This window comes from Streptomyces misionensis (genome assembly GCF_007896895.1).
Lineage (GTDB): Bacteria > Actinomycetota > Actinomycetes > Streptomycetales > Streptomycetaceae > Streptomyces > Streptomyces misionensis_A.
In genome coordinates this window covers 44,740-63,737 of the sequence record NZ_VOGW01000188.1, presented here as the reverse complement: position 1 = coordinate 63,737, position 18,998 = coordinate 44,740, and the positions used below count along the sequence as shown (strand labels likewise).

At 73.1% G+C, this 18,998-nt stretch carries 17 protein-coding genes and 2 pseudogenes; 12 read left to right on the top strand and 7 right to left on the bottom strand.

Annotated features, from left to right (window positions below):
* The first annotated feature begins 78 nt into the window (after positions 1–78).
* From galE to idi, 3 genes are all read left to right on the top strand, one after another.
* Positions 79–1,050, top strand: a complete 972-nt coding sequence (galE, locus tag FRZ03_RS33960) for a UDP-glucose 4-epimerase GalE (protein ID WP_146468909.1) — start codon at positions 79–81, stop codon at positions 1,048–1,050.
* Between the two features lie 131 nt (positions 1,051–1,181).
* Complete coding sequence (locus FRZ03_RS33955; protein WP_146468908.1) at positions 1,182–2,123, top strand: cation diffusion facilitator family transporter; 942 nt, start codon at positions 1,182–1,184, stop codon at positions 2,121–2,123.
* Positions 2,124–2,340: 217 nt separating this feature from the next.
* Positions 2,341–2,934, top strand: a complete 594-nt coding sequence (gene idi / locus FRZ03_RS33950; protein WP_146468907.1) for an isopentenyl-diphosphate Delta-isomerase — start codon at positions 2,341–2,343, stop codon at positions 2,932–2,934.
* 42 nt (positions 2,935–2,976) lie between these two features.
* On the opposite strand, the gene FRZ03_RS33945 is transcribed toward idi, so the two are convergent.
* Positions 2,977–3,459: an ATP-binding protein gene (locus FRZ03_RS33945; RefSeq protein ID WP_146468959.1), complete on the bottom strand. Its 483-nt coding sequence runs from the start codon at positions 3,457–3,459 to the stop codon at positions 2,977–2,979.
* A gap of 294 nt (positions 3,460–3,753) precedes the next feature.
* On the opposite strand from FRZ03_RS33945, the gene FRZ03_RS33940 reads away from it, so the two are divergent.
* From FRZ03_RS33940 to FRZ03_RS33920, 5 genes are all read left to right on the top strand, one after another.
* On the top strand, positions 3,754–4,503 hold the full coding sequence (locus tag FRZ03_RS33940) for an enoyl-CoA hydratase/isomerase family protein (RefSeq protein WP_146468906.1): 750 nt from the start codon (positions 3,754–3,756) through the stop codon (positions 4,501–4,503).
* Complete coding sequence (locus FRZ03_RS33935; protein WP_186785774.1) at positions 4,500–5,072, top strand: kinase; 573 nt, start codon at positions 4,500–4,502, stop codon at positions 5,070–5,072. Before FRZ03_RS33940 ends, FRZ03_RS33935 begins: the two co-directional genes overlap by 4 nt.
* Positions 5,073–5,334: 262 nt before the next feature.
* Positions 5,335–5,691, top strand: a complete 357-nt coding sequence (locus FRZ03_RS33930) for a hypothetical protein (protein ID WP_186785773.1) — start codon at positions 5,335–5,337, stop codon at positions 5,689–5,691.
* A 155-nt stretch (positions 5,692–5,846) separates the two neighbouring features.
* The gene (locus FRZ03_RS33925; RefSeq protein WP_146468904.1) at positions 5,847–8,249 is read left to right on the top strand and encodes a Tex family protein; all 2,403 of its coding nucleotides are present in this window, start codon (positions 5,847–5,849) and stop codon (positions 8,247–8,249) included.
* A gap of 227 nt (positions 8,250–8,476) precedes the next feature.
* Positions 8,477–9,148, top strand: a complete 672-nt coding sequence (locus FRZ03_RS33920; protein ID WP_261399465.1) for a hypothetical protein — start codon at positions 8,477–8,479, stop codon at positions 9,146–9,148.
* 55 nt (positions 9,149–9,203) lie between these two features.
* Here the strand turns inward: FRZ03_RS33920 and FRZ03_RS33915 are convergent, their stop codons facing one another.
* Positions 9,204–10,844, bottom strand: coding sequence for an ABC-F family ATP-binding cassette domain-containing protein (locus tag FRZ03_RS33915; RefSeq protein WP_146468903.1), 1,641 nt, complete (start codon positions 10,842–10,844; stop codon positions 9,204–9,206).
* A gap of 175 nt (positions 10,845–11,019) precedes the next feature.
* Between FRZ03_RS33915 and FRZ03_RS33910 the strand changes: the two genes are divergently transcribed.
* Entirely contained in the window at positions 11,020–11,937 is a 918-nt protein-coding gene (locus FRZ03_RS33910; RefSeq protein ID WP_146468956.1) for an FAD-dependent oxidoreductase, read from the top strand.
* Between the two features lie 61 nt (positions 11,938–11,998).
* Here the strand turns inward: FRZ03_RS33910 and FRZ03_RS33905 are convergent, their stop codons facing one another.
* On the bottom strand, positions 11,999–13,972 hold the full coding sequence (locus FRZ03_RS33905; RefSeq protein ID WP_146468902.1) for a Xaa-Pro dipeptidyl-peptidase: 1,974 nt from the start codon (positions 13,970–13,972) through the stop codon (positions 11,999–12,001).
* Between the two features lie 186 nt (positions 13,973–14,158).
* Here FRZ03_RS33905 and FRZ03_RS33900 point away from each other — a divergent pair, with 186 nt between their 5' ends.
* On the top strand, positions 14,159–15,655 hold the full coding sequence (locus FRZ03_RS33900) for a M1 family metallopeptidase (protein WP_146468901.1): 1,497 nt from the start codon (positions 14,159–14,161) through the stop codon (positions 15,653–15,655).
* Between the two features lie 80 nt (positions 15,656–15,735).
* Here FRZ03_RS33900 and FRZ03_RS33895 read toward each other — a convergent pair whose 3' ends face one another.
* On the bottom strand, positions 15,736–15,972 hold the full coding sequence (locus FRZ03_RS33895; protein ID WP_146468900.1) for a hypothetical protein: 237 nt from the start codon (positions 15,970–15,972) through the stop codon (positions 15,736–15,738).
* On the opposite strand from FRZ03_RS33895, the gene FRZ03_RS33890 reads away from it, so the two are divergent.
* Positions 15,944–16,219 (top strand): hypothetical protein, encoded by a 276-nt coding sequence (locus FRZ03_RS33890; protein WP_146468899.1) that lies wholly within the window; start codon positions 15,944–15,946, stop codon positions 16,217–16,219. The two genes, FRZ03_RS33895 and FRZ03_RS33890, sit on opposite strands and share 29 nt — an antisense overlap.
* A 4-nt stretch (positions 16,220–16,223) precedes the next feature.
* On the opposite strand, the gene FRZ03_RS33885 is transcribed toward FRZ03_RS33890, so the two are convergent.
* On the bottom strand, positions 16,224–17,690 hold the full coding sequence (locus tag FRZ03_RS33885; protein ID WP_146468898.1) for an amino acid permease: 1,467 nt from the start codon (positions 17,688–17,690) through the stop codon (positions 16,224–16,226).
* Between the two features lie 314 nt (positions 17,691–18,004).
* On the opposite strand from FRZ03_RS33885, the pseudogene FRZ03_RS40800 reads away from it, so the two are divergent.
* Positions 18,005–18,142: pseudogene (locus FRZ03_RS40800) on the top strand (MerR family transcriptional regulator); the annotation flags it as partial.
* Between the two features lie 46 nt (positions 18,143–18,188).
* Here FRZ03_RS40800 and FRZ03_RS33880 read toward each other — a convergent pair.
* A pseudogene (locus tag FRZ03_RS33880) lies at positions 18,189–18,548 on the bottom strand (AMP-binding protein); the annotation flags it as partial.
* A 1-nt stretch (position 18,549) separates the two neighbouring features.
* A partial coding sequence (locus tag FRZ03_RS33875) for an FAD-dependent oxidoreductase (RefSeq protein WP_146468955.1) occupies positions 18,550–18,998 on the bottom strand: 449 nt, incomplete at its 5' end.

Below are 18,998 nucleotides of genomic sequence, written 5' to 3'. Positions count from 1 at the left end.
GGCGGTGATGGCACGGTGCGCGTGCCGTGGGCACCGCGGAAAAGTCCGGACCTCCGCGCCCGCATAGGGTGGGGAGCCATGACGTGGCTGATCACCGGTGGTGCCGGATATATCGGGGCGCATGTGGCGCGGAGCATGGCCGGGGCCGGGGAGGAGGTCGTCGTGCTCGACGACCTGTCGGCCGCCGTGCCCGAGCGGCTGCCCGCCGGCGTGCCGCTCGTCGAGGGCTCGACGCTGGACGGCGCGCGGCTGCGGGAGGTCTGCGCGCAGTACGGGGTGACCGGCGTCGTCCATCTCGCGGCGCGCAAGCAGGTCGCCGAGTCCGTGGCCGATCCCACCCGGTACTACCGGGAGAACGTGGGCGGCCTGGCCACGCTGCTGGACGCGATGACCGGGGCGGGCGTCAAGCGGCTGCTGTTCTCCTCCTCCGCCGCCGTGTACGGCAACCCGGACGTGGACCTGATCACCGAGGACACCCCCTGCGCGCCGGTCAACCCGTACGGCGAGACCAAGCTGGCCGGCGAGTGGCTGGTGCGGGCGGCGGGGCGGGCGCACGGGATCTCCACCGTGTGCCTGCGGTACTTCAACGTGGCGGGCGCCGCCGCGCCGGAGCTCGCGGACACCGGCGTGTTCAACATCGTGCCGATGGTCTTCGACCGGCTCACCCGCGACGAGGCCCCGCGGATCTTCGGTGACGACTACCCCACCCCGGACGGCACCTGCGTGCGGGACTACATCCACGTGGCCGACCTCGCCGAGGCACACCTGGCGGCGGCGCGGCGGCTCGCCGAGGGCACGCGGCCCGGCGATCTGACGCTGAACATCGGCCGGGGCGAGGGCGTCTCGGTGCGCGAGCTGATCACCGTCATCGGGGAGGTCACCGGCGATCGCCGCGCGCCCGTCGTGGAGGCCCGCCGGCCGGGCGACGCGCCGCGCGCCGTCGGCTCGGCCGAGCGCGCCGCGCGGGAGCTCGGCTGGCGCGCCCGGCGCGATGTGCGCGAGATGGTGCGCTCGGCCTGGGAGGGCTGGCGGCTGCACCACCGCAGGTAGCCGCAACGCCCTGACCAGCGGATCGTTTCCGCAGGTCAGGGCACATGACAACGGTGTTCAGTACCGCGTTGCCCGATACCCCCCACCCGTAGTTCACTGGGCCTTCGGACGAACGCGGAAGGACGGTTGTCATGGGGGCTGGGCACGATCACGGGCACGCGCACACCCATGCGCCACCCACGGGTACGGCCGCGGCCGCCTACCGGGGCAGACTGCGGGTCGCCCTGGGCATCACGCTGACGATCATGGTGGTGGAGATCACCGGCGGCCTCCTCGCGGACTCCCTCGCGCTGATCGCGGACGCCGCCCACATGGCGACCGACGCGGTGGGCCTCGGCATGGCGCTGCTGGCGATCCACTTCGCCAACCGCCCGGCGAGCACCAACCGCACCTTCGGCTACGCCCGCGCCGAGATCCTCGCCGCCCTGGCCAACTGCCTGCTGCTGCTCGGCGTCGGCGGCTACGTCCTGTACGAGGCGGTCCAGCGGTTCGTCACGCCCGCCGACACCCGCGGCGGCCTGATGATCGTGTTCGGTCTGATCGGCCTGGTCGCCAACTCGGTCTCGCTCACCCTGCTGATGCGCGGTCAGCAGGAGAGCCTGAACGTGCGCGGCGCCTTCCTGGAGGTGGCCGCCGACGCGCTGGGCTCGGTGGCGGTGATGATCTCGGCCGCGGTGATCCTGCTCACAGGCTTCCAGGCCGCCGACCCGATCGCCTCCCTCGCCATCGGGCTGATGATCGTGCCGAGGACGATCAAGCTGCTGCGGGAGACATTGGACGTGCTGCTGGAGGCGGCCCCGAAGAACGTCGACATGGCGGAGGTGCGGGCGCACATCCTGGAGCTGGACGGCGTCGAGGACGTCCACGACCTGCACGCCTGGACGATCACCTCGGGCATGCCGGTCCTCTCCGCCCACGTGGTGGTCAGCACGGAGGCGCTGAACGCCATCGGGCACGAGAAGATGCTGCACGAACTCCAGGGCTGCATCGGCACCCACTTCGACGTCGAGCACTGCACCTTCCAGCTGGAGCCGGGCGGACACGCGGAGCACGAGGCCCGGCTCTGCCACTGAGCCCCGACGGTGCCCGCCGGCCGGCCCCCTCACCGAGGCCGCTCATTCGTTCGCGGACACCCCGACGGTTCCCTCCGCCGGGCTCAGGGCACGATGATCTACCGGTCCCCCTTCCGGTGCCGTGCACCCGCGCTGACATGCGAGTGTGCGGGAAGTGCCGGGAGTGCCGGATTCGTACGGCAGACTTGGGGTGCGAAGACCGAGGCGAAGGATGGGTATGCCGATCACACCTGCCACCGCGACGCACAGCTCGTCGAACGGCACCGCACAGGCGATCTTGCTGGAACTCGTCGACGAGAAGGGCGTGACGATCGGTACGGAGGAGAAGCTCGCCGCCCATCAGCCGCCGGGACTGCTGCACCGCGCGTTCTCGGTGTTCCTCTTCGACGAGCAGGGCCGGCTGCTGCTCCAGCAGCGGGCGCTCGGCAAGTACCACTCCCCCGGCGTGTGGTCCAACACCTGCTGCGGGCACCCCTACCCCGGCGAGTCGCCGTTCGCGGCGGCGGCCCGGCGCACGTACGAGGAGCTGGGCGTGTCCCCCTCGTTGCTGGCCGAGGCCGGCACCGTGCGCTACAACCACCCGGACCCGGCCTCGGGCCTGGTGGAGCAGGAGTACAACCACCTGTTCGTCGGCCTGGTGCAGACGCCGCCCGCGCCGGACCCGGAGGAGGTCGCCGCGACCGCCTTCGTGACGGCGGAGGAGTTGGCCGAGCGGCATGCCCGGGACACGTTCTCGGCCTGGTTCATGACGGTGCTGGACGCGGCCCGTCCGGCGGTCAGGGAGCTGACGGGCGCCGCGGCGGGCTGGTGACCCTGAGCCGGGGGCCCGCGCCGCACGGCGCGGGCCCGGTGTTCACCGCACGGGCTTGAGCGGCAGCGCGGCCCAGATCACCTTGCCGCCGCTCGCCGTGTGCTCCACGTCGAGCACCCCGCCGGCCTCCCGCGCCACCTCGCGCACCAGGAGCAGTCCCCGGCCGCCGGTCCGCCCGTGGTCGGCCTCCAGGGCCGTCGGACGGTAGGGGTGGCCGTCCTCCACGGACACCCGCACCCACTCGGCGCCGACGGCGACCTCCACGGCCAGCACGGGCGAGAGCAGCGCGGCGTGCTTCACCGCGTTCGTGACCAGTTCGGAGACGATCAGCAGCAGTCCGTGCGCCAGGTCGTCGGAGACCGGCACGCCCTGGCGCAGCAGCAGGTCCCGCACGGCGTGCCGGGCCTGCGGGACCGAGGCGTCCACCGCGGCCGCGGTGAACCGCCAGACGCCCTCGTAGGGCAGTGGGTGGGGCGTGGCGCCCCCCGTTGGGCCCGGGTCGTACCCGCGCCCGTGGTTGTCCATCGTCCGGTCGCCACCCTCGCGCTCGATTGTCACCACACGTCGAGTGTTGGTAACGACCGGCCCCGCCCCGCGGACCTGACCACAAGTCACCGGGTATCGGGCGCTTTCTGACCGAGTGCGTATGACAACGTCACGTGTCGGACCGGTTCGGACCCCCCGCTGCTCGCCGACCAGACCGACGATACGACGGCCCCCGTCACCGGCATCGTCCCCCCGATGCCCCGTCCGACCCTCGTCCGTCCCCGGTCCGAGGCGGTGTCGTGACCGAGGGTGCGGGCGGATAGCATCCGGCGCATGGAGCCCCAGCTGTGCCACCAGGTCACCGACTCCGTCGCCACGGTCGTGATCAGCAACCCGGCCAAGCGCAACGCCATGACGGCCGGCATGTGGCGGTCCCTGCCGCCGCTGCTGGAGGGGTTCGCCCGCGATCCCGGGGTACGGGCGCTGGTGCTGACCGGCGAGGGCAGGACCTTCTGCGCGGGCGCGGACATCTCCAGCCTGAAGGGGTCGTCCGACCCGGCGCAGGGGCTCGCGGTGGCGGCGGAGGAGGCGCTGGCCGCGTTCCCGAAGCCGACGGTCGCCGCGGTGCGCGGGCACTGCGTGGGCGGCGGCGTGCAGCTCGCGGCGGCCTGCGACCTCCGACTGGCCGAGGACGGCGCCCTGTTCGGGGTGACCCCGGCGCGGCTCGGCATCGTCTACGCCGCGTCCGCGACCCGCCGGCTGGTGTCGCTGGTCGGCCCGGCCACCGCCAAGTACCTGTTGTTCACGGCCGAGTTGATCGACTCCGGGCGCGCGCTGCGCACCGGCCTGGTGGACGAGGTGCTGCCCGAGGGCGAACTCGACAAGCGCCTCGCCGAGTTGACCCGCACCCTCGTCTCCCGTTCCCAGCTCACCCAGGCCGCCGCGAAGGAGTTCGCCGACGGCCGCACCGACCGGGAGGCGCACTGGGCGGAGCAGGCGCGCCGCAGCGGCGACACCGCGGAGGGCGTGGCCGCCTTCCTGGAGCGCCGGGCGCCCGCCTTCACCTGGACCCCGCCCGTATGACGCGCCGGCGCCGGGCCACCAACGTGGCGGGCGTGCGGGTGGGAAGCGAACGGACGCGGCTGATCGTGCTGCGCGGCAACAGCGCCTCGGGCAAGTCGTCGGTCGCGGCCGGACTGCGGGAGCGGTTCGGGCGGGGCCTCGCGCTGGTCGGCCAGGACAATCTGCGCCGCACCGTGCTGCGCGAGCGGGACCGGCCGGGGGCGGCGAACATCGGCCTGATCGAGCTGACCGCCCGTTACGCCCTGGACGCCGGGTACCACGTCGTCGTCGAGGGCATCCTGTACGCCGGGCACTACGGCCCGATGCTCGCCCGGCTGCGCGCCGACCACCGCGGGCCGACGTACGGCTACTACCTGGACGTGCCCTTCGCCGAGACGCTGGCCCGCCATGCGACCAAGCCGATCGCGGACGACGTCGGCGAGGACCTGCTGCGGGAGTGGTACCGGCCGCTCGATCTGCTGCCCGGCGGGGTGGAGACGGTCATCGGGGCCGAGAGCGGACTGGCCGAGACGGTGGCGCGGATCTTCTCCGAGACCGGGCTGGCGGGCCTGCCGCCGCTGGATCGCTGACGCACCGTACGGACGCGCCCGGGCGGCGCAGCGGGCCGTTACTCACTTTCGGGTGAGGACATGGGGGCGAAAAGGCCCGATTCCGCAGCAAGACGGGGCTTTCAGGGCATGAATGGTTGCTACAGGCGACTGTTACAGAAGTCTCTCGTCTCCGTCATGGCACCCGCGCGTCCGCCGTCGGCGCCGGGGTGCGGGGCGCAGGGTGTGGGCGTGCGGCCCACCGGTCGCCACCCGCACCACACACCTTGTGAAGGGGGACCTCGTGTCCGTTCTTGCTTCTGTCCGCCGGCTGACCGCCGCCGGTGTGCTGGCCGCCGCCCTGGCGGGCGCGGCGGCACTGCCCGCCGCCGCCGCCGACCGGCCGTCGGCCCGTCCGCTCCAGGCGGTCTCCGCCGACGACGCGCGGCACGGCTTCCCGGGACCGGACGGCCGGTGGGGCCACCGCCGGGACGACGACCGGTGGGGACACCACCGGAACGACGACCGGTGGGGACACCACCGGAACGACGACCGGTGGGGCCGGCGCCGGGACGACGACCGGTGGCGCGACCACGGCCACCGCGCCGGCTGGGACGGCCGTCACGACGACCGCGACCGCCGCCGGGGCCACTGGCACTGAGCCACGGCTCGTCGGCACCGGGGCCGGGCAGGAGGCTTCCTGCCCGGCCCCGCCCTGTGTCACGGCGGCCCGCCACGCGCCGCCCTGATCCCCGGTCGCCGGTGTCACCTGCCACAATTGCCGCGCAACCTCAGTGGAGAAGGCGGTACGGGATCGTGACGACACCCGGGTCCATCGAAGCAGGATCCATCGAAGGCAGGATCGCCGAGGAACTCGGCGTACGGGAGCGGCAGGTGAAGGCCGCGGTGGAACTGCTCGACGGCGGTTCGACCGTGCCCTTCATCGCCCGCTACCGCAAGGAAGCGACCGAGATGCTCGACGACGCGCAGCTGCGCACGATCGAGGAGCGGCTGCGCTATCTGCGGGAGCTGGAGGACCGGCGGGCCGCGATCCTGGAGTCGGTGCGCGAGCAGGGCAAGCTCACCGAGGAGCTGGAGGCCCGCATCCGCGGCGCCGAGACCAAGGCGCGGCTGGAGGACATCTACCTCCCGTACAAGCCCAAGCGGCGCACCAAGGCGCAGATCGCCCGCGAGGCGGGGCTGGAGCCGCTGGCCGAGGGCCTGCTGAGCGACCCGTCGGTGGAACCGACGGCGGCGGCCGCCGCGTTCGTGGACGCGGACAAGGGCGTCGCCGATCCGCAGGCGGCCCTGGAGGGCGCGCGGGCGATCCTCACCGAGCGGTTCTCGGAGGACGCCGACCTGATCGGCGAACTGCGCGAGCGCATGTGGGTGCGCGGGCGGCTGGCCGCCAAGGTGCGCGAGGGCAAGGAGGAGGCGGGCGCCAAGTTCGCCGACTACTTCGACTTCGCCGAGCCGTTCACCGAGCTGCCCTCGCACCGCGTCCTGGCGATGCTGCGCGGCGAGAAGGAGGAGGTGCTGGACCTCGTCCTGGAGCCGGAGGAGCCCACCGACGGCCCCTCGTCGTACGAGGGCATCGTCGCGCACCGGTTCGGGATCGCCGACCGGGGCCGGCCTGCCGACAAGTGGCTCCAGGACACCGTCCGCTGGGCCTGGCGCACCCGCATCCTGGTGCACCTCGGCATCGACCTGCGGCTGCGGCTGCGCACGGCCGCCGAGGACGAGGCGGTGAACGTGTTCGCGGCCAACCTGCGCGACCTGCTGCTCGCGGCCCCGGCCGGCACCCGCGCCACCCTCGGCCTGGACCCCGGCTTCCGCACGGGGGTGAAGGTCGCGGTCGTCGACGCGACCGGCAAGGTCGTCGCCACGGACGTGATCCACCCGCACGTGCCGGCCAACCGGTGGGACGAGGCGCTCGCCACGCTGGCGCGGCTCGCCCGGGAGCACGCGGTCGAGCTGGTCGCGATCGGCAACGGCACGGCGTCCCGCGAGACCGACAAGCTCGCCGCCGAACTCATCGCCAAGCACCCGGAGTTGAAGCTCACCAAGGTGATGGTGTCGGAGGCCGGCGCCTCGGTGTACTCGGCGTCGGCGTACGCCTCCCAGGAGCTGCCGGACATGGACGTGTCGCTGCGCGGCGCGGTCTCCATCGCCCGGCGCCTCCAGGACCCGCTGGCCGAGCTGGTGAAGATCGACCCGAAGTCCATCGGTGTCGGCCAGTACCAGCACGACCTGTCCGAGGTGAAGCTGTCCCGCTCGCTGGACGCGGTGGTCGAGGACTGTGTGAACGGCGTCGGCGTGGACGTCAACACCGCCTCCGTGCCGCTGCTGTCCCGGGTGTCGGGCATCTCCGCCGGGCTCGCGGAGAACATCGTGGCGCACCGCGACGCCAACGGCCCCTTCACCTCCCGCGCGGAGCTGAAGAAGGTGGCGCGGCTCGGCCCGAAGGCGTACGAGCAGTGCGCGGGCTTCCTGCGCATCCGCGACGGCGTCGACCCGCTGGACGCCTCCAGCGTGCACCCGGAGGCGTACCCGGTGGTGCGGCGCATGGTGAAGACCACGGGCCAGGAGGTGGCCTCCCTCATCGGCAACACGAGTGTGCTGCGCTCGCTGCGGCCGGCCGACTTCGTGGACGACACCTTCGGTCTGCCGACCGTCGGCGACATCCTCAAGGAGCTGGAGAAGCCGGGCCGCGACCCGCGGCCGGCCTTCAAGACGGCCACCTTCAAGGAGGGCGTGGAGAAGATCTCCGACCTGTCCGCCGGGATGGTGCTGGAGGGTGTGGTGACGAACGTGGCGGCCTTCGGCGCGTTCGTGGACGTCGGCGTCCACCAGGACGGCCTGGTGCACGTGTCGGCGATGTCCAAGACGTTCGTCAAGGACCCGCGGGACGTGGTGAAGCCCGGTGACATCGTCAAGGTGAAGGTCCTCGACGTGGACATCCCGCGCAAGCGGATCGGGCTGAGCCTGCGGCTGGACGACGAGGCGGCCCCGCAGGGCCGGGGCGGCGGCGACCGGCGGCAGCGCGGCGGTGCCCGGCCGCCGCAGCAGCGGCAGGGCGGCGGCCAGGCGGCGGACCAGGGCCGGCGGCAGGGCCGCGGCGGCGGCGACCGGGGCGGCCGTCCCGCGCAGGCCCCCGCCAACAGCGCCATGGCCGACGCGCTGCGCCGCGCGGGCCTGCTGGACCCGAAGCAGCGCTGAGACACCTCACGGGTGAGGGGCCGGGGCCCGGTCGGGCTCCGGCCCCTCTTCGCGTCTTCGGCCCCTCTTCGCGTCTCCGGCATCAGCAGGAATCGGCTGAAGCAGACTTTTCCCCGTATCGAGGGGTTTGGCGCGACGAAGCATGTGAAGTGGGCACAGTGTCTCCCCGTCCCCACCACACTCGCCCTGTGCGCATGCCCGTGCACGCGAAACCATGGGGAGGACCCGTGTTCCGTACTTCCAAGCAGCGCCTGGCGGCGTGCACGGCCGCCGCGGCCCTCGCCGCGACGGCGGCCTCGTTCGCCGCCCCGGCGACGGCCACCGGCGCAGCGGCCCGCGGTGAACTGACCTACGGCACCGTCATCCTGCTGCAGAACCGGTACGGCGGCGACGGTGGCTACCTCGACACCAACGGCGTCTCCAGCCAGCCGGGCGCCACCTACAACGTGAGCACCAACAACCGGCCCGACAGCCGCGGACCGGCCACCTCGAAGTGGCGGGTCGTCTCCGCCACCGGCAAGGCCACCGGGTCCCGCGTCGTCAGCGGGGACGTCGTCTACCTCGTGAACCAGTACGGCAACCACACCTACCTCGACACCAACGGCGTCTCCAGCCGGCAGGGCGCCAAGTACAAGGTGTCCGCGACCGCCACCAAGGACCGCGGCCCGGGCACCGGCAGGTGGCACATCTTCGGTGTGACGTCCTCGCCCACCGACGGCCACATCCGCACCGACGACATCGTGCATCTGCTCAACGACTACGGTTCCGCCAACGGCGGCTTCCTCGACACCAACGGCGTCTCCGACCAGGGCGGCGGTGCCAAGTACGCCGTCTCCACCAGCCCCTACAGCGACCGGGGCACCGGCACCGGCTCCTGGAAGGTGCTGCCGGCCACCTGATCCGGCGCGCGGTGCGGCGGGCCCGGGAACGCCGTCGTGCTCCCCGGGCCCGGCGTCAGCGCTCGGTCACCTTGCCCGCGGCGACCTCCCAGCGCCGGGTCACCCGGACCGCGTCCAGCATGCGGCGGTCGTGGGTGACCAGGAGGAGGGTGCCCGAGTAGGCGTCCAGGGCGGACTCCAGCTGCTCGATGGCGGGCAGGTCGAGGTGGTTGGTGGGCTCGTCCAGCACGAGGAGGTTGACGCCCCGGCCCTGGAGCAGGGCGAGGGCGGCGCGGGTGCGCTCGCCCGGGGACAGGGTCGCGGCCGGGCGCAGCACATGCTCCGACTTGAGGCCGAACTTGGCGAGCAGGGTGCGCACCTCCACCGGCTCGGTGTCCGGGACGGCGGCGCAGAACGCGTCGAGCAGGGCCTCGGGGCCGTGGAAGAGGGCCCGGGCCTGGTCGACCTCGCCGACGAGGACGCCGGAACCGAGGGCCGCGTGCCCGAAGTCCAGCGGGACCCGCCCGAGCAGGGCGCCCAGCAGGGTCGACTTGCCCGCGCCGTTGGCACCGGTGACCGCGATCCGGTCGGCCCAGTCGATCTGCAGGGAGACCGGCCCGAAGGTGAAGTCGCCGCGCCGGACCTCGGCGTCCCGCAGCGTCGCCACCACGGCGCCCGAGCGCGGGGCGGCGGCGATCTCCATGCGCAGCTCCCACTCCTTGCGCGGCTCCTCGACCACCTCCAGGCGCTCGATCATCCGCTGGGTCTGCCGGGCCTTGGCGGCCTGCTTCTCGCTGGCCTCGCTGCGGAACTTGCGGCCGATCTTGTCGTTGTCGTTGCCGGCCTTGCGGCGGGCGTTCTTGACGCCCTTGTCCATCCAGGTCCGCTGCATCTGCGCCCGGTCCTGGAGGGCGGCCTTCTTGTCGGCGTACTCCTCGTACTCCTCGCGCGCGTGCCGCCGGCCCACCTCGCGCTCCTCCAGATAGGCCTCGTAGCCGCCGCCGTAGACGTTGATCTGCCGCTGCGCCAGGTCGAGTTCGACGACCTTGGTGACCGTGCGAGTGAGGAACTCGCGGTCGTGGCTGACGACGACGGTGCCCGCGCGCAGCCCGGCGACGAACCGCTCCAGACGCTCCAGACCGTCGAGGTCGAGGTCGTTGGTGGGCTCGTCCAGCAGGAAGACGTCGTAGCGGGAGAGCAGGAGGGAGGCGAGGCCGGCGCGGGCCGCCTGGCCGCCGGAGAGCGAGGTCATCGGCTGGTCGAGGTCGACGGCGAGACCGAGCGAGTCGGCGACCTCCTCCGCCCGTTCCTCCAGGTCGGCGCCGCCGAGCCCGAGCCAGCGCTCCAGGCTCGCCGCGTAGGCGTCGTCCGCGCCGGGCGCGCCGTCGACCAGGGCCTGGGTGGCCTCGTCCATCGTCCGCTGGGCCTCGGCGACGCCGGTGCGGCGGGCCAGGAACTCCCGCACGGTCTCCCCCGGCCTGCGCTCGGGTTCCTGCGGCAGATGGCCGACGGTCGCGGCGGGCGGGGACAGCCGCAGTTCGCCCTGCTCGGGCGGGACGAGTCCGGCGAGCATCCGCAACAGGGTGGACTTGCCCGCGCCGTTGGCACCGACCAGCCCGATCACGTCCCCGGGTGCCACGACGAGGTCGAGTCCGGAGAAGAGCGAGCGGTCGCCGTGCCCGGCGGCGAGATTCTTGGCGACGAGGGTGGCAGTCATCAGAAGGCAGATCCTAGTGCGCCGGGCGCTCAGCCCGGTTTCCCGCGCGCCCGCCGGTGCCGGGCGCCTGTGAGTATCCCCACGTCAGCGGATGTGCGCCGGGCTCTGCCGGGGACGGCCGGGCGGGGCCTATGGTCCAGGCGTGGACAGTGTGAACAGCAGGTCGGGTGACGAAGTGATCGTGGTCGGCGGCGGGGTCGTCGGACTGACCACGGCCGTGGTTCTCGCGGAGGCCGGGCGGCGGGTACGGGTGTGGGCGCGCGAGCGGGCCGAGGAGACCACGTCGGCGGTGGCCGGCGGGCTGTGGTGGCCGTACCGCATCGAACCGGAGCGGCTGGTCGGCGCCTGGGCGCTGGAGACCCTCACGGTGTACGAGGAGCTGGCGGCGCGGCCCGGGGAGACGGGCGTACGGCTGGTCGACGGCGTCCACCAGGGGGCGCGCCTGGACGAGCTGGGTGACTGGGCGGGCCGGGTGCCGGGCCTGCGGGCGGTGCCGGAGGGGCTGGCGGCGCGGCTGCCGGTGATCGACATGCCGACGCATCTGGCGTGGCTGCGGGACCGGCTGGTGCGGGCGGGCGGCACGGTGGAGGCCCGTGAGGTGACCCGGCTCGCCGAGGTGCCCGCCGACGTGGTGGTCAACTGCTCGGGGCTCGGGGCGCGTGCGCTGGTGCCCGATCCGGCCGTGCGGCCGGTGCGGGGGCAGCTGGTGCTGGTGGAGAACCCCGGGATCACCACGTACTACACCTCCGTCGACCATTCCTCGCCGGTCGCCGCGTACTTCATCCCGCAGCCGTACGGGCTGATCCTCGGCGGTACCGCGCAGGAGGACGACTGGTCGACGGAGCCGGACCCGGCCACGGCGGCGGAGATCGTCGCCCGGTGCGCGCGGGTGCGGCCGGAGATCGCGGGGGCGCGGGTCCTGGCCCATCGGGTGGGGCTGCGGCCGTACCGGGACGCGGTACGGCTGGAGCGGGAGGAGTTGCCCGGCGGGCGGACGGTGGTGCATTCGTACGGCCACGGCGGCGCGGGGGTGACGGTGGCCTGGGGCTGTGCCCGGGAGGCGGCCGGGCTGGTGCCGGCGCCCGCCGCCTGACCCAGGCGGGCGCGGGACCGCGTGGACGACGCGGCCCCGCGTCCGTGCGGGAGTCGTGCGGTCAGTCGCCCGGGACGTGGCCGGCCGTGTGCGGTGCGCGCAGGCCCTTCAGCGGTGCCGGTGCGGGCGTCGTCGCCGCGCCGGACGTGGCCCGGGCGAAGGCCTGGGCCCCGCCCACCAGCGGCAGCCGGGCCGCGGTGCCGTCCAGCCGGACCGTGATGGTCGGCCTGGTGGACGGCGGGTCGATGAGGTCGCGGTCCGTGCCCGCGACGATCAGGGCGAGGCGGTGGCCCTTGGGGATCACGTGGTCGGTGGCGGCCAGGGAGAGGGTCATGGTGTAGGCCCTGCCCGGGGTGAGCGGGACGCCCTTGTCGAGCGAGGCGTGGTGGCCGAGGTCGGCCCAGCCGCGGCTGAACACCGTGTAGCCGACGTCGGCCGTCTTCGCCGCGGTCTCCAGGTAGCAGGCGCTGTCCCCGGCCGTGCTCTCGCCCCAGCAGGTGCGGTTCTTCAGCGTGGTGATGCCCTCGTCGGCGTCGGCGTAGTCGCGGATGGTGTCCGGGCCGACGTCCACCAGGACCGCGGACAGGTGGGCCGAGGCGGTGGACGACGCGGCGGTGACCGTGACCTGGGAGGAGCCGGACAGGCGCAGGTCGCGGGTGAGCGGCGCGGTGACGAAACCGGCCTTCTCCGGGGTGGTCTCGCCGAGGTGCGCGGCCCAGTCGGTCTCGCTCAGCCGCGGGTCGTCGGTGAAGGTCTCGGTGCCGGAGGCCGGGCGCAGGCCGAGGGTGCCGACACCGGGAAGCGCGCCGGTGGCCGGGCGCAGGGTGGTGGCGCGGGTGCCGGCGGGCGGCCAGGTGGTGGAGGTGGCCCACTGGCCGGGGTGGCGTTCGACGTCGGCCATCGGCTCGCGGTCGATGCCGTTGTCGTAGCCGAGGAGTTCGTGGTCGAACCAGCGGTGCAGGGTGTCCACCCAGGCGCCGCGCCGGTAGTCGAACGGGTCGACGTGCCCGGTCTGGGAGAGCCACAGCTTGCGCGTGACGCCGTGGGCCGCCAGCGCGTCCCACCACTGGCCGAAGTGCTTGGTGCGGACGTTGAGGTCCTGCATCCCCTGGACCACGAACACACTGGCGCGCACCTTGGCCGCGTCCTTCACGTAGTCCCGCTCGGTCCACAGCGGGGTCCAGTCGCCGCTGCGCGGGCTGCCGTCGGCGAGCCGCTTCTGTTCGGCCGCGCAGTGCGCCTGCGCCGCGTCGCTCTCGACGTAGCCGGCGAGGTCGTCGGGGCCGCCGTCGTAGAGCGGGGCGCCCTGGGCGAAGTAGTAGTCGTACCAGGAGGAGATGGCGCTGATCGGCACGATCGTCTTCAGGCCCCGGACGCCGGTGGCGGCGACGCCGTTGGCGATGGTGCCGTCCCAGCTCTTGCCGATCATGCCGGTTCGGCCGTCGGACCAGGTCGCCCTGACGGTCCGGGTGCCGGTGCGGCTGGTGTAGGCCGTGGCGCGCCCGCCCAGCCAGTCGATCACGGCCTTGGCGGATCGGATGTCGGAGCGTCCGCCGACGTCGACGCAGCCGTCGGAGCGGTTGGTGCCGGCGAGGTCGACACCGACCACGGCGTAGCCGCGGGGCACGAAGTAGTTGTCGTAGAACAGCGGCATCCGGACGATGCCGCCGTCGGCGTCGTACGTCTTGACCTGGCTCTCGTTGCCGCGCCCGCAGCAGGAGTAGTAGGGGCTGGCGTCCATGACGACCGGCACCTTGCGGCCCGCGCGGGCGGGTTCGGCGGGGCGGACGATGTCGGCGGCGACCCGGTCGGTGTGTCCGTCGCCGTCCCCGTCGAGGCCCGTGTCCACCCACACGGACTCGCGGACGGCGTGGGCGTAGGAGTAGACGGGCTCGCTCTCGCGGGGTGGCGCGGCCTGGGCGGCGGCCGGGGTGAGGAACGCGGCCAGGAGGGCGGCGACGGCCGCGGCGGCGCACGCTCGCCAGAGCGTGAGCCGCCTGCGGGGGCGCCCGCGGACAGGAGTGCTGTTCGGCATGCGCGGACGGTACTCCCGCCAACTCCCGCGCAGAAGAGGGCTCTACGGTATCCGGGTGGCGGATTGCGGCCGAATGGCGATCGTGTGACAGCGGGGGTCATGGACAGGCCAGGGGGCACAGGGCCTGAATAGGCTCCGGACAGTGTTCCCCGAACGGACTTGTAGTCCCGACGACTTGGAGCTGACGTGCACCGCAGAATCATCGCGCCGGGCGCACTGGCGGCGGCCTCCCTCCTGCTGGCGATCCCGGCATCGGCCGCGAGCTACTCCCCCGGCGCGCCGGGCATCGGCGACCCCTACTACCCGTACTACGGCAACGGCGGCTACGACGTCTCGCACTACGACCTGAGGCTGCGCTACCAGCCGAAGACGGACGAGTTGCAGGGCACCGCGACGATCCTGGCGCGCACCACCCAGGATCTGTCCAGCTTCGACCTGGACTTCCTGCTGGACGTGAGCGAGGTGCGGGTCAACGGCGCCAAGGCGGCGTTCCGCCACGCCGAGCAGCACGAACTGGTGATCACGCCGCGGACCCCGCTGGCGAAGGGCACGCCGGTCACGGTCGTGGTCCGCTACAGCGGAGTGCCGTCCACGAAGAGCGCCTACGGCTTCGACACCTGGCACCGCACGCCGGACGGAGCGGTCGCGGCGGACGAGCCCGAGGCCGCCTGGTGGTGGTTCCCGAGCAACGACCACCCGAGCGACAAGGCGACCTACGACGTCTCGGTGGCCGTGCCGGACGGCACCCAGGCCATCTCCAACGGCACGCTCCGCTCGACCCGCTCGGAGCGGGGCTGGACCCGCTACAGCTGGCGGCAGGACAAGCCGCAGGCGACCTATCTGGCCACCCTGGCGATCGGCAGATTCGACATCACCACCGGCACCTCCGAGCGGGGGGTGCCGGTCCTCAACGCCTACAGCAAGGACCTCGGCGACAACGACGGGGCCGCGCGGGCGAGCGTGGAGCGCACCGGGGAGATCGTCGACTGGCTGAGCAACTACTTCGGGCCGTATCCGTTCGCCGAGGCGGGCGGCTACGTCCCGAACACCACCACCGGGTACGCGCTGGAGACGCAGACGCGGGTCTTCTACAGCCCCAAGCAGTTCGCGAAGGGCGCCAACACCTCGGTGGTCGTGCACGAGCTGGCCCACCAGTGGTACGGCGACGACGTGTCGGTCAAGGGCTGGAAGGACATCTGGCTCAACGAGGGCTTCGCGACGTACGCGCAGTGGCTGTGGTCGGAGCACGAGGGCGAGGGCACGGCGCAGGAGCTCGCCGACCACGTCTACGCCTCGCATCCGGCCGACGACCCCTTCTGGACGGTGGCGCCGGGTGACCCGGGCGCGGACGACCAGTTCGACGACGCGGTCTACGACCGGGGCGCGGCGGCCATCCAGGCGCTGCGCGACGAGGTCGGCGACACCGCCTTCTTCCGCATCCTGAAGGGCTGGCCCAAGAGCCACGCCTACGGCAACGCCTCCGTGGCCGACTTCGAGAAGTACGCCGAGCAGATCTCCGGCAAGCCGCTCGCGGGCCTCTTCGACACCTGGCTGTACCAGCGGTCGAAGCCGGCGGTGGGCGCGGTCCGCTCCTTCGCGGCGGCGGGTACGGCGGGCAAGGCGGTGCCTCAGCCGAAGTCGTGGAAGAAGATCGAGGCGGCGCACGGGGGGCACGGCCGCTGATCCCCGCGGTTCGCGTCCCGGCCCCGCGGGCGGGCGGCGGGCCGGGACGGCCGTGCCGCTCGCAGCCTGCCCGCGGGGGGTCACGGCCGCGCCGCGCGGGTCCCGGCGCGCAGGCCGGCGGGCGACTCGCGCGGGACCGGCGACGCGGAGGCGGCGGCCGTCCCCGTCGTGCCCCGTGGCTCCGGCAGCCACACGGTCAGCAGGGCCATGGCCGCCGTGCACACCGCGACGGCGAGGAACAGCAGGCGCACATCGCCCCCGGTGAAGACGAGCACCGAGGTGAGGACGATGCCGCCGACGTTGCCGTACGCGCCCACCAGTCCGGCGATCTGGCCGCCGGACCCCGCCGAGGCGGTGGCCGAGCTGCGGCGGCGCGGCCACCGCAGGGTCGCGGTGGCCCGCTATCTGATGGCTCCCGGCTTCTTCGGCGGCCGGGCCGCCGCGGCGGGCGCCTGCGTCACCGCCCCACCGCTCGGCGCCCATGAGGCGATCGCCCGGCTGGTGCTGCGCCGCTACGACGACGCGGTGCACGGGGGCACGGCGCCGCCGGGCGGCCGGCGCTGAGCCGCTACCTCGCCGCCGTGGACGGTTCCTCGCCGCCGCCGACGTTCACCCGGCGGCGGACGCCGAACCAGCCGGCGACCAGCATGACGGCGATCACCGGGATGAGCAGCAGGGTCTTGCGGCCGACCTCGTGGTCGTCCCACATCATGCCGAGGCAGACCAGCAGGAAGACCACGGTGGCGATCTCGGTGACCGGGGAGAACTTCAGCTGGAAGTGCGGCCGGGTGACCAGGCCCGCGCGGGCCCGGCGGACGAAGATCACGTGGCAGATCATGATGATCACCCAGGTGCTGATGATGCCGAGCGAGGCGACGTTCAGCACGATCTCGAAGGCCTGGCTGGGCACCAGGTAGTTCAGGCCGACGCCGAGCACGCAGATGCCGCAGGTCAGCAGGATGCCGCCGTAGGGCACCTGGCTGCGGCTCATCACGCGGGTGAACTTGGGCGCGGAGCCCGCCATGGCCATGGAGCGCAGGATGCGGCCGGTGGAGTACAGGCCGGAGTTCAGCGAGGACATGGCGGCGGTGAGCACCACGAGGTTCATCACGTCGCCGGCCGCCGGCACGCCGATCTTGGACAGGACCGTCACGAAGGGGCTCTGGTCGGCGGAGTACACCGAGCCCGGCAGCAGCAGGGCGAGGAGGACGACCGAGCCGACGTAGAAGAGGCCGACACGCCACATGATCGAGTTCACCGCGCGCGGGACGACCTTCTCCGGCTGCTCGGTCTCACCGGCGGCCACGCCGACCAGCTCCAGCGCGGCGTACGCGAAGATCACGCCCTGCATGACGAGGACGACCGGCATCATGCCGTGCGGGAAGATCCCGCCGTGGTCGCTGATCATGCTCAGGCCGGGGGTGTGGCCGTCGACGTGGTGCTGGGTGGCCAGCAGGAAGATGCCGATGAACATGAAGCCCACCAGGGTGGCGACCTTGATGATCGCGAACCAGAACTCCATCTCGCCGAAGATCTTCACCGAGATCAGGTTCACGGTGAGCACCACCGCGAGCGCGATCAGCGCCAGGACCCACTGCGGGATGGGCGTGAAGAAGCTCCAGTAGTGCGTGTACAGCGCGATCGCGGTGATGTCGGCGATACCGGTGGTCGACCAGTTCAGGAAGTACATCCAGCCGGCGACGTAGGCGCCCTTCTCGCCGAGGAACTCGCGCGCGTAGCTCACGAAGGAGCCGGAGGAGGGCCGGTACAGGACCAGCTCGCCCAGGGCGCGCACGACGAAGAAGGCGAAGATGCCGCAGACCAGATAGGCCAGGGCGAGCGCCGGGCCCGCGTTGTGCAGACGGCCTCCGGCGCCGAGGAAGAGCCCCGTGCCGATGGCGCCGCCGATGGCGATCATGTTGACGTGGCGGGCCTTGAGGTCCTTGCTGTAACCGGCGTCGCCCGCGTCCGAGGGCGTCTGGGCCGCCCCGGTACGGGCGGCGGCCTGTGCCGAATCCACGGCGTCCTTGCTCACGGGTGGTACCACTTCCTGGTGCGCCCGGACCGCGAGGGCCCGGGGGTCGTGCAGGGCTCGGCCCGCACCACCCCGATGAGTCGCGGTACAGACCAAGCCAGCAGCTTCGCAGACGGTTCCCGCATTTGGCGGTGGCCTAGGTCACAGAGCGTTACTTCTCACACGATCCGCCCAGACGTCCACATGATGTTCACCACACCGTGCGCACGGACGAGGTGCCCGTGTTCCGGTGCGGCTGACTGGTCCGGGGCGGCCGGCCGCCGGTCCCTGCCGACGGGTTTCACAGCACTGGTGTGACAGCGATACTGCTGCGCATGACGACCGATGCCGGGGAGATGAGCCTCACCGTCGACGAGCTGGCCGCGCGGGCGGGGGTGACGGTGCGCACCGTGCGGTTCTACGGGAGCAAGGGGCTGCTGCCGCCGCCGGAGATCGGGCCGCGCCGGGTGGGGCGGCGTCGAGGGTGACGAGGACCGGGGCCGGAGCGGGTGCCGCGCCGTCCCGGCAGCGGGCGAGCAGTGCGGAGGTGGTGACCAGCGCGGCGGGCCGGAGCCGGTCGAGCAGGGTGAGCAGGTCCGCGGTGTCCAGCCGGGCGGACAGCAGCGCGGGGACGGCGCCGAGCCGGACCACGGCGCAGCCGAGCAGCTCGTAGTCCCAGTGGCCGTCCTTCACGATCGCCACGCGGTCGCCGGGCCGCACTCCGGCGGCGGCCAGCCGGGCGGCGGTGGCGCGTACCAGCTGGGCGAGTTCGGGGAGGGTCCAGCGCGTTCCGCCGTGCGGGGCGATGTCGAAGGGCCGGTCCAGGTGGACGACGGTCGGGGCGCCGGTCGCCGCGGCCTCGTCGAACAGGGTGCCCATGTCATGCGGTCGCAACGGGGTCCTCCACGCGGTCGGGGCCGGCCGGGCGGTGCCGTCCGAGCCTGCTCAGGACGCGGGACGCGGCGAGCGCGCCCGCGCGCACGGCGCCTTCGGAGGCGGGCCGGAGCATCACCCAGTCGCCGGCGTACTCCACCGCGCGCACCGGCCGGGCCAGGAAGCCGGCGCGTTCGCCGAGGGCTTGCGGGGTGGCTTCGGGCAGGCCGTGGCGGAAGGTGTGGGTGAAGTGGTGGCGGCGGGCGCCGCCGATGCCGGGGACGTAGCGTTCGGCGGCCTGGACGAGCAGGTCGGCGGCCTCGTCCGAGGTCGCGTCCAGCAGTTCGGGGACGCGGCGCGGACCGGCCACGAGAGTGATCAGGCCGCGTCCGGCGGGGGCCCGGCCGGGGTCCTTGGCGTGGTCGACGACGACGCCGGCAAGGGTCTGTTCCTCGG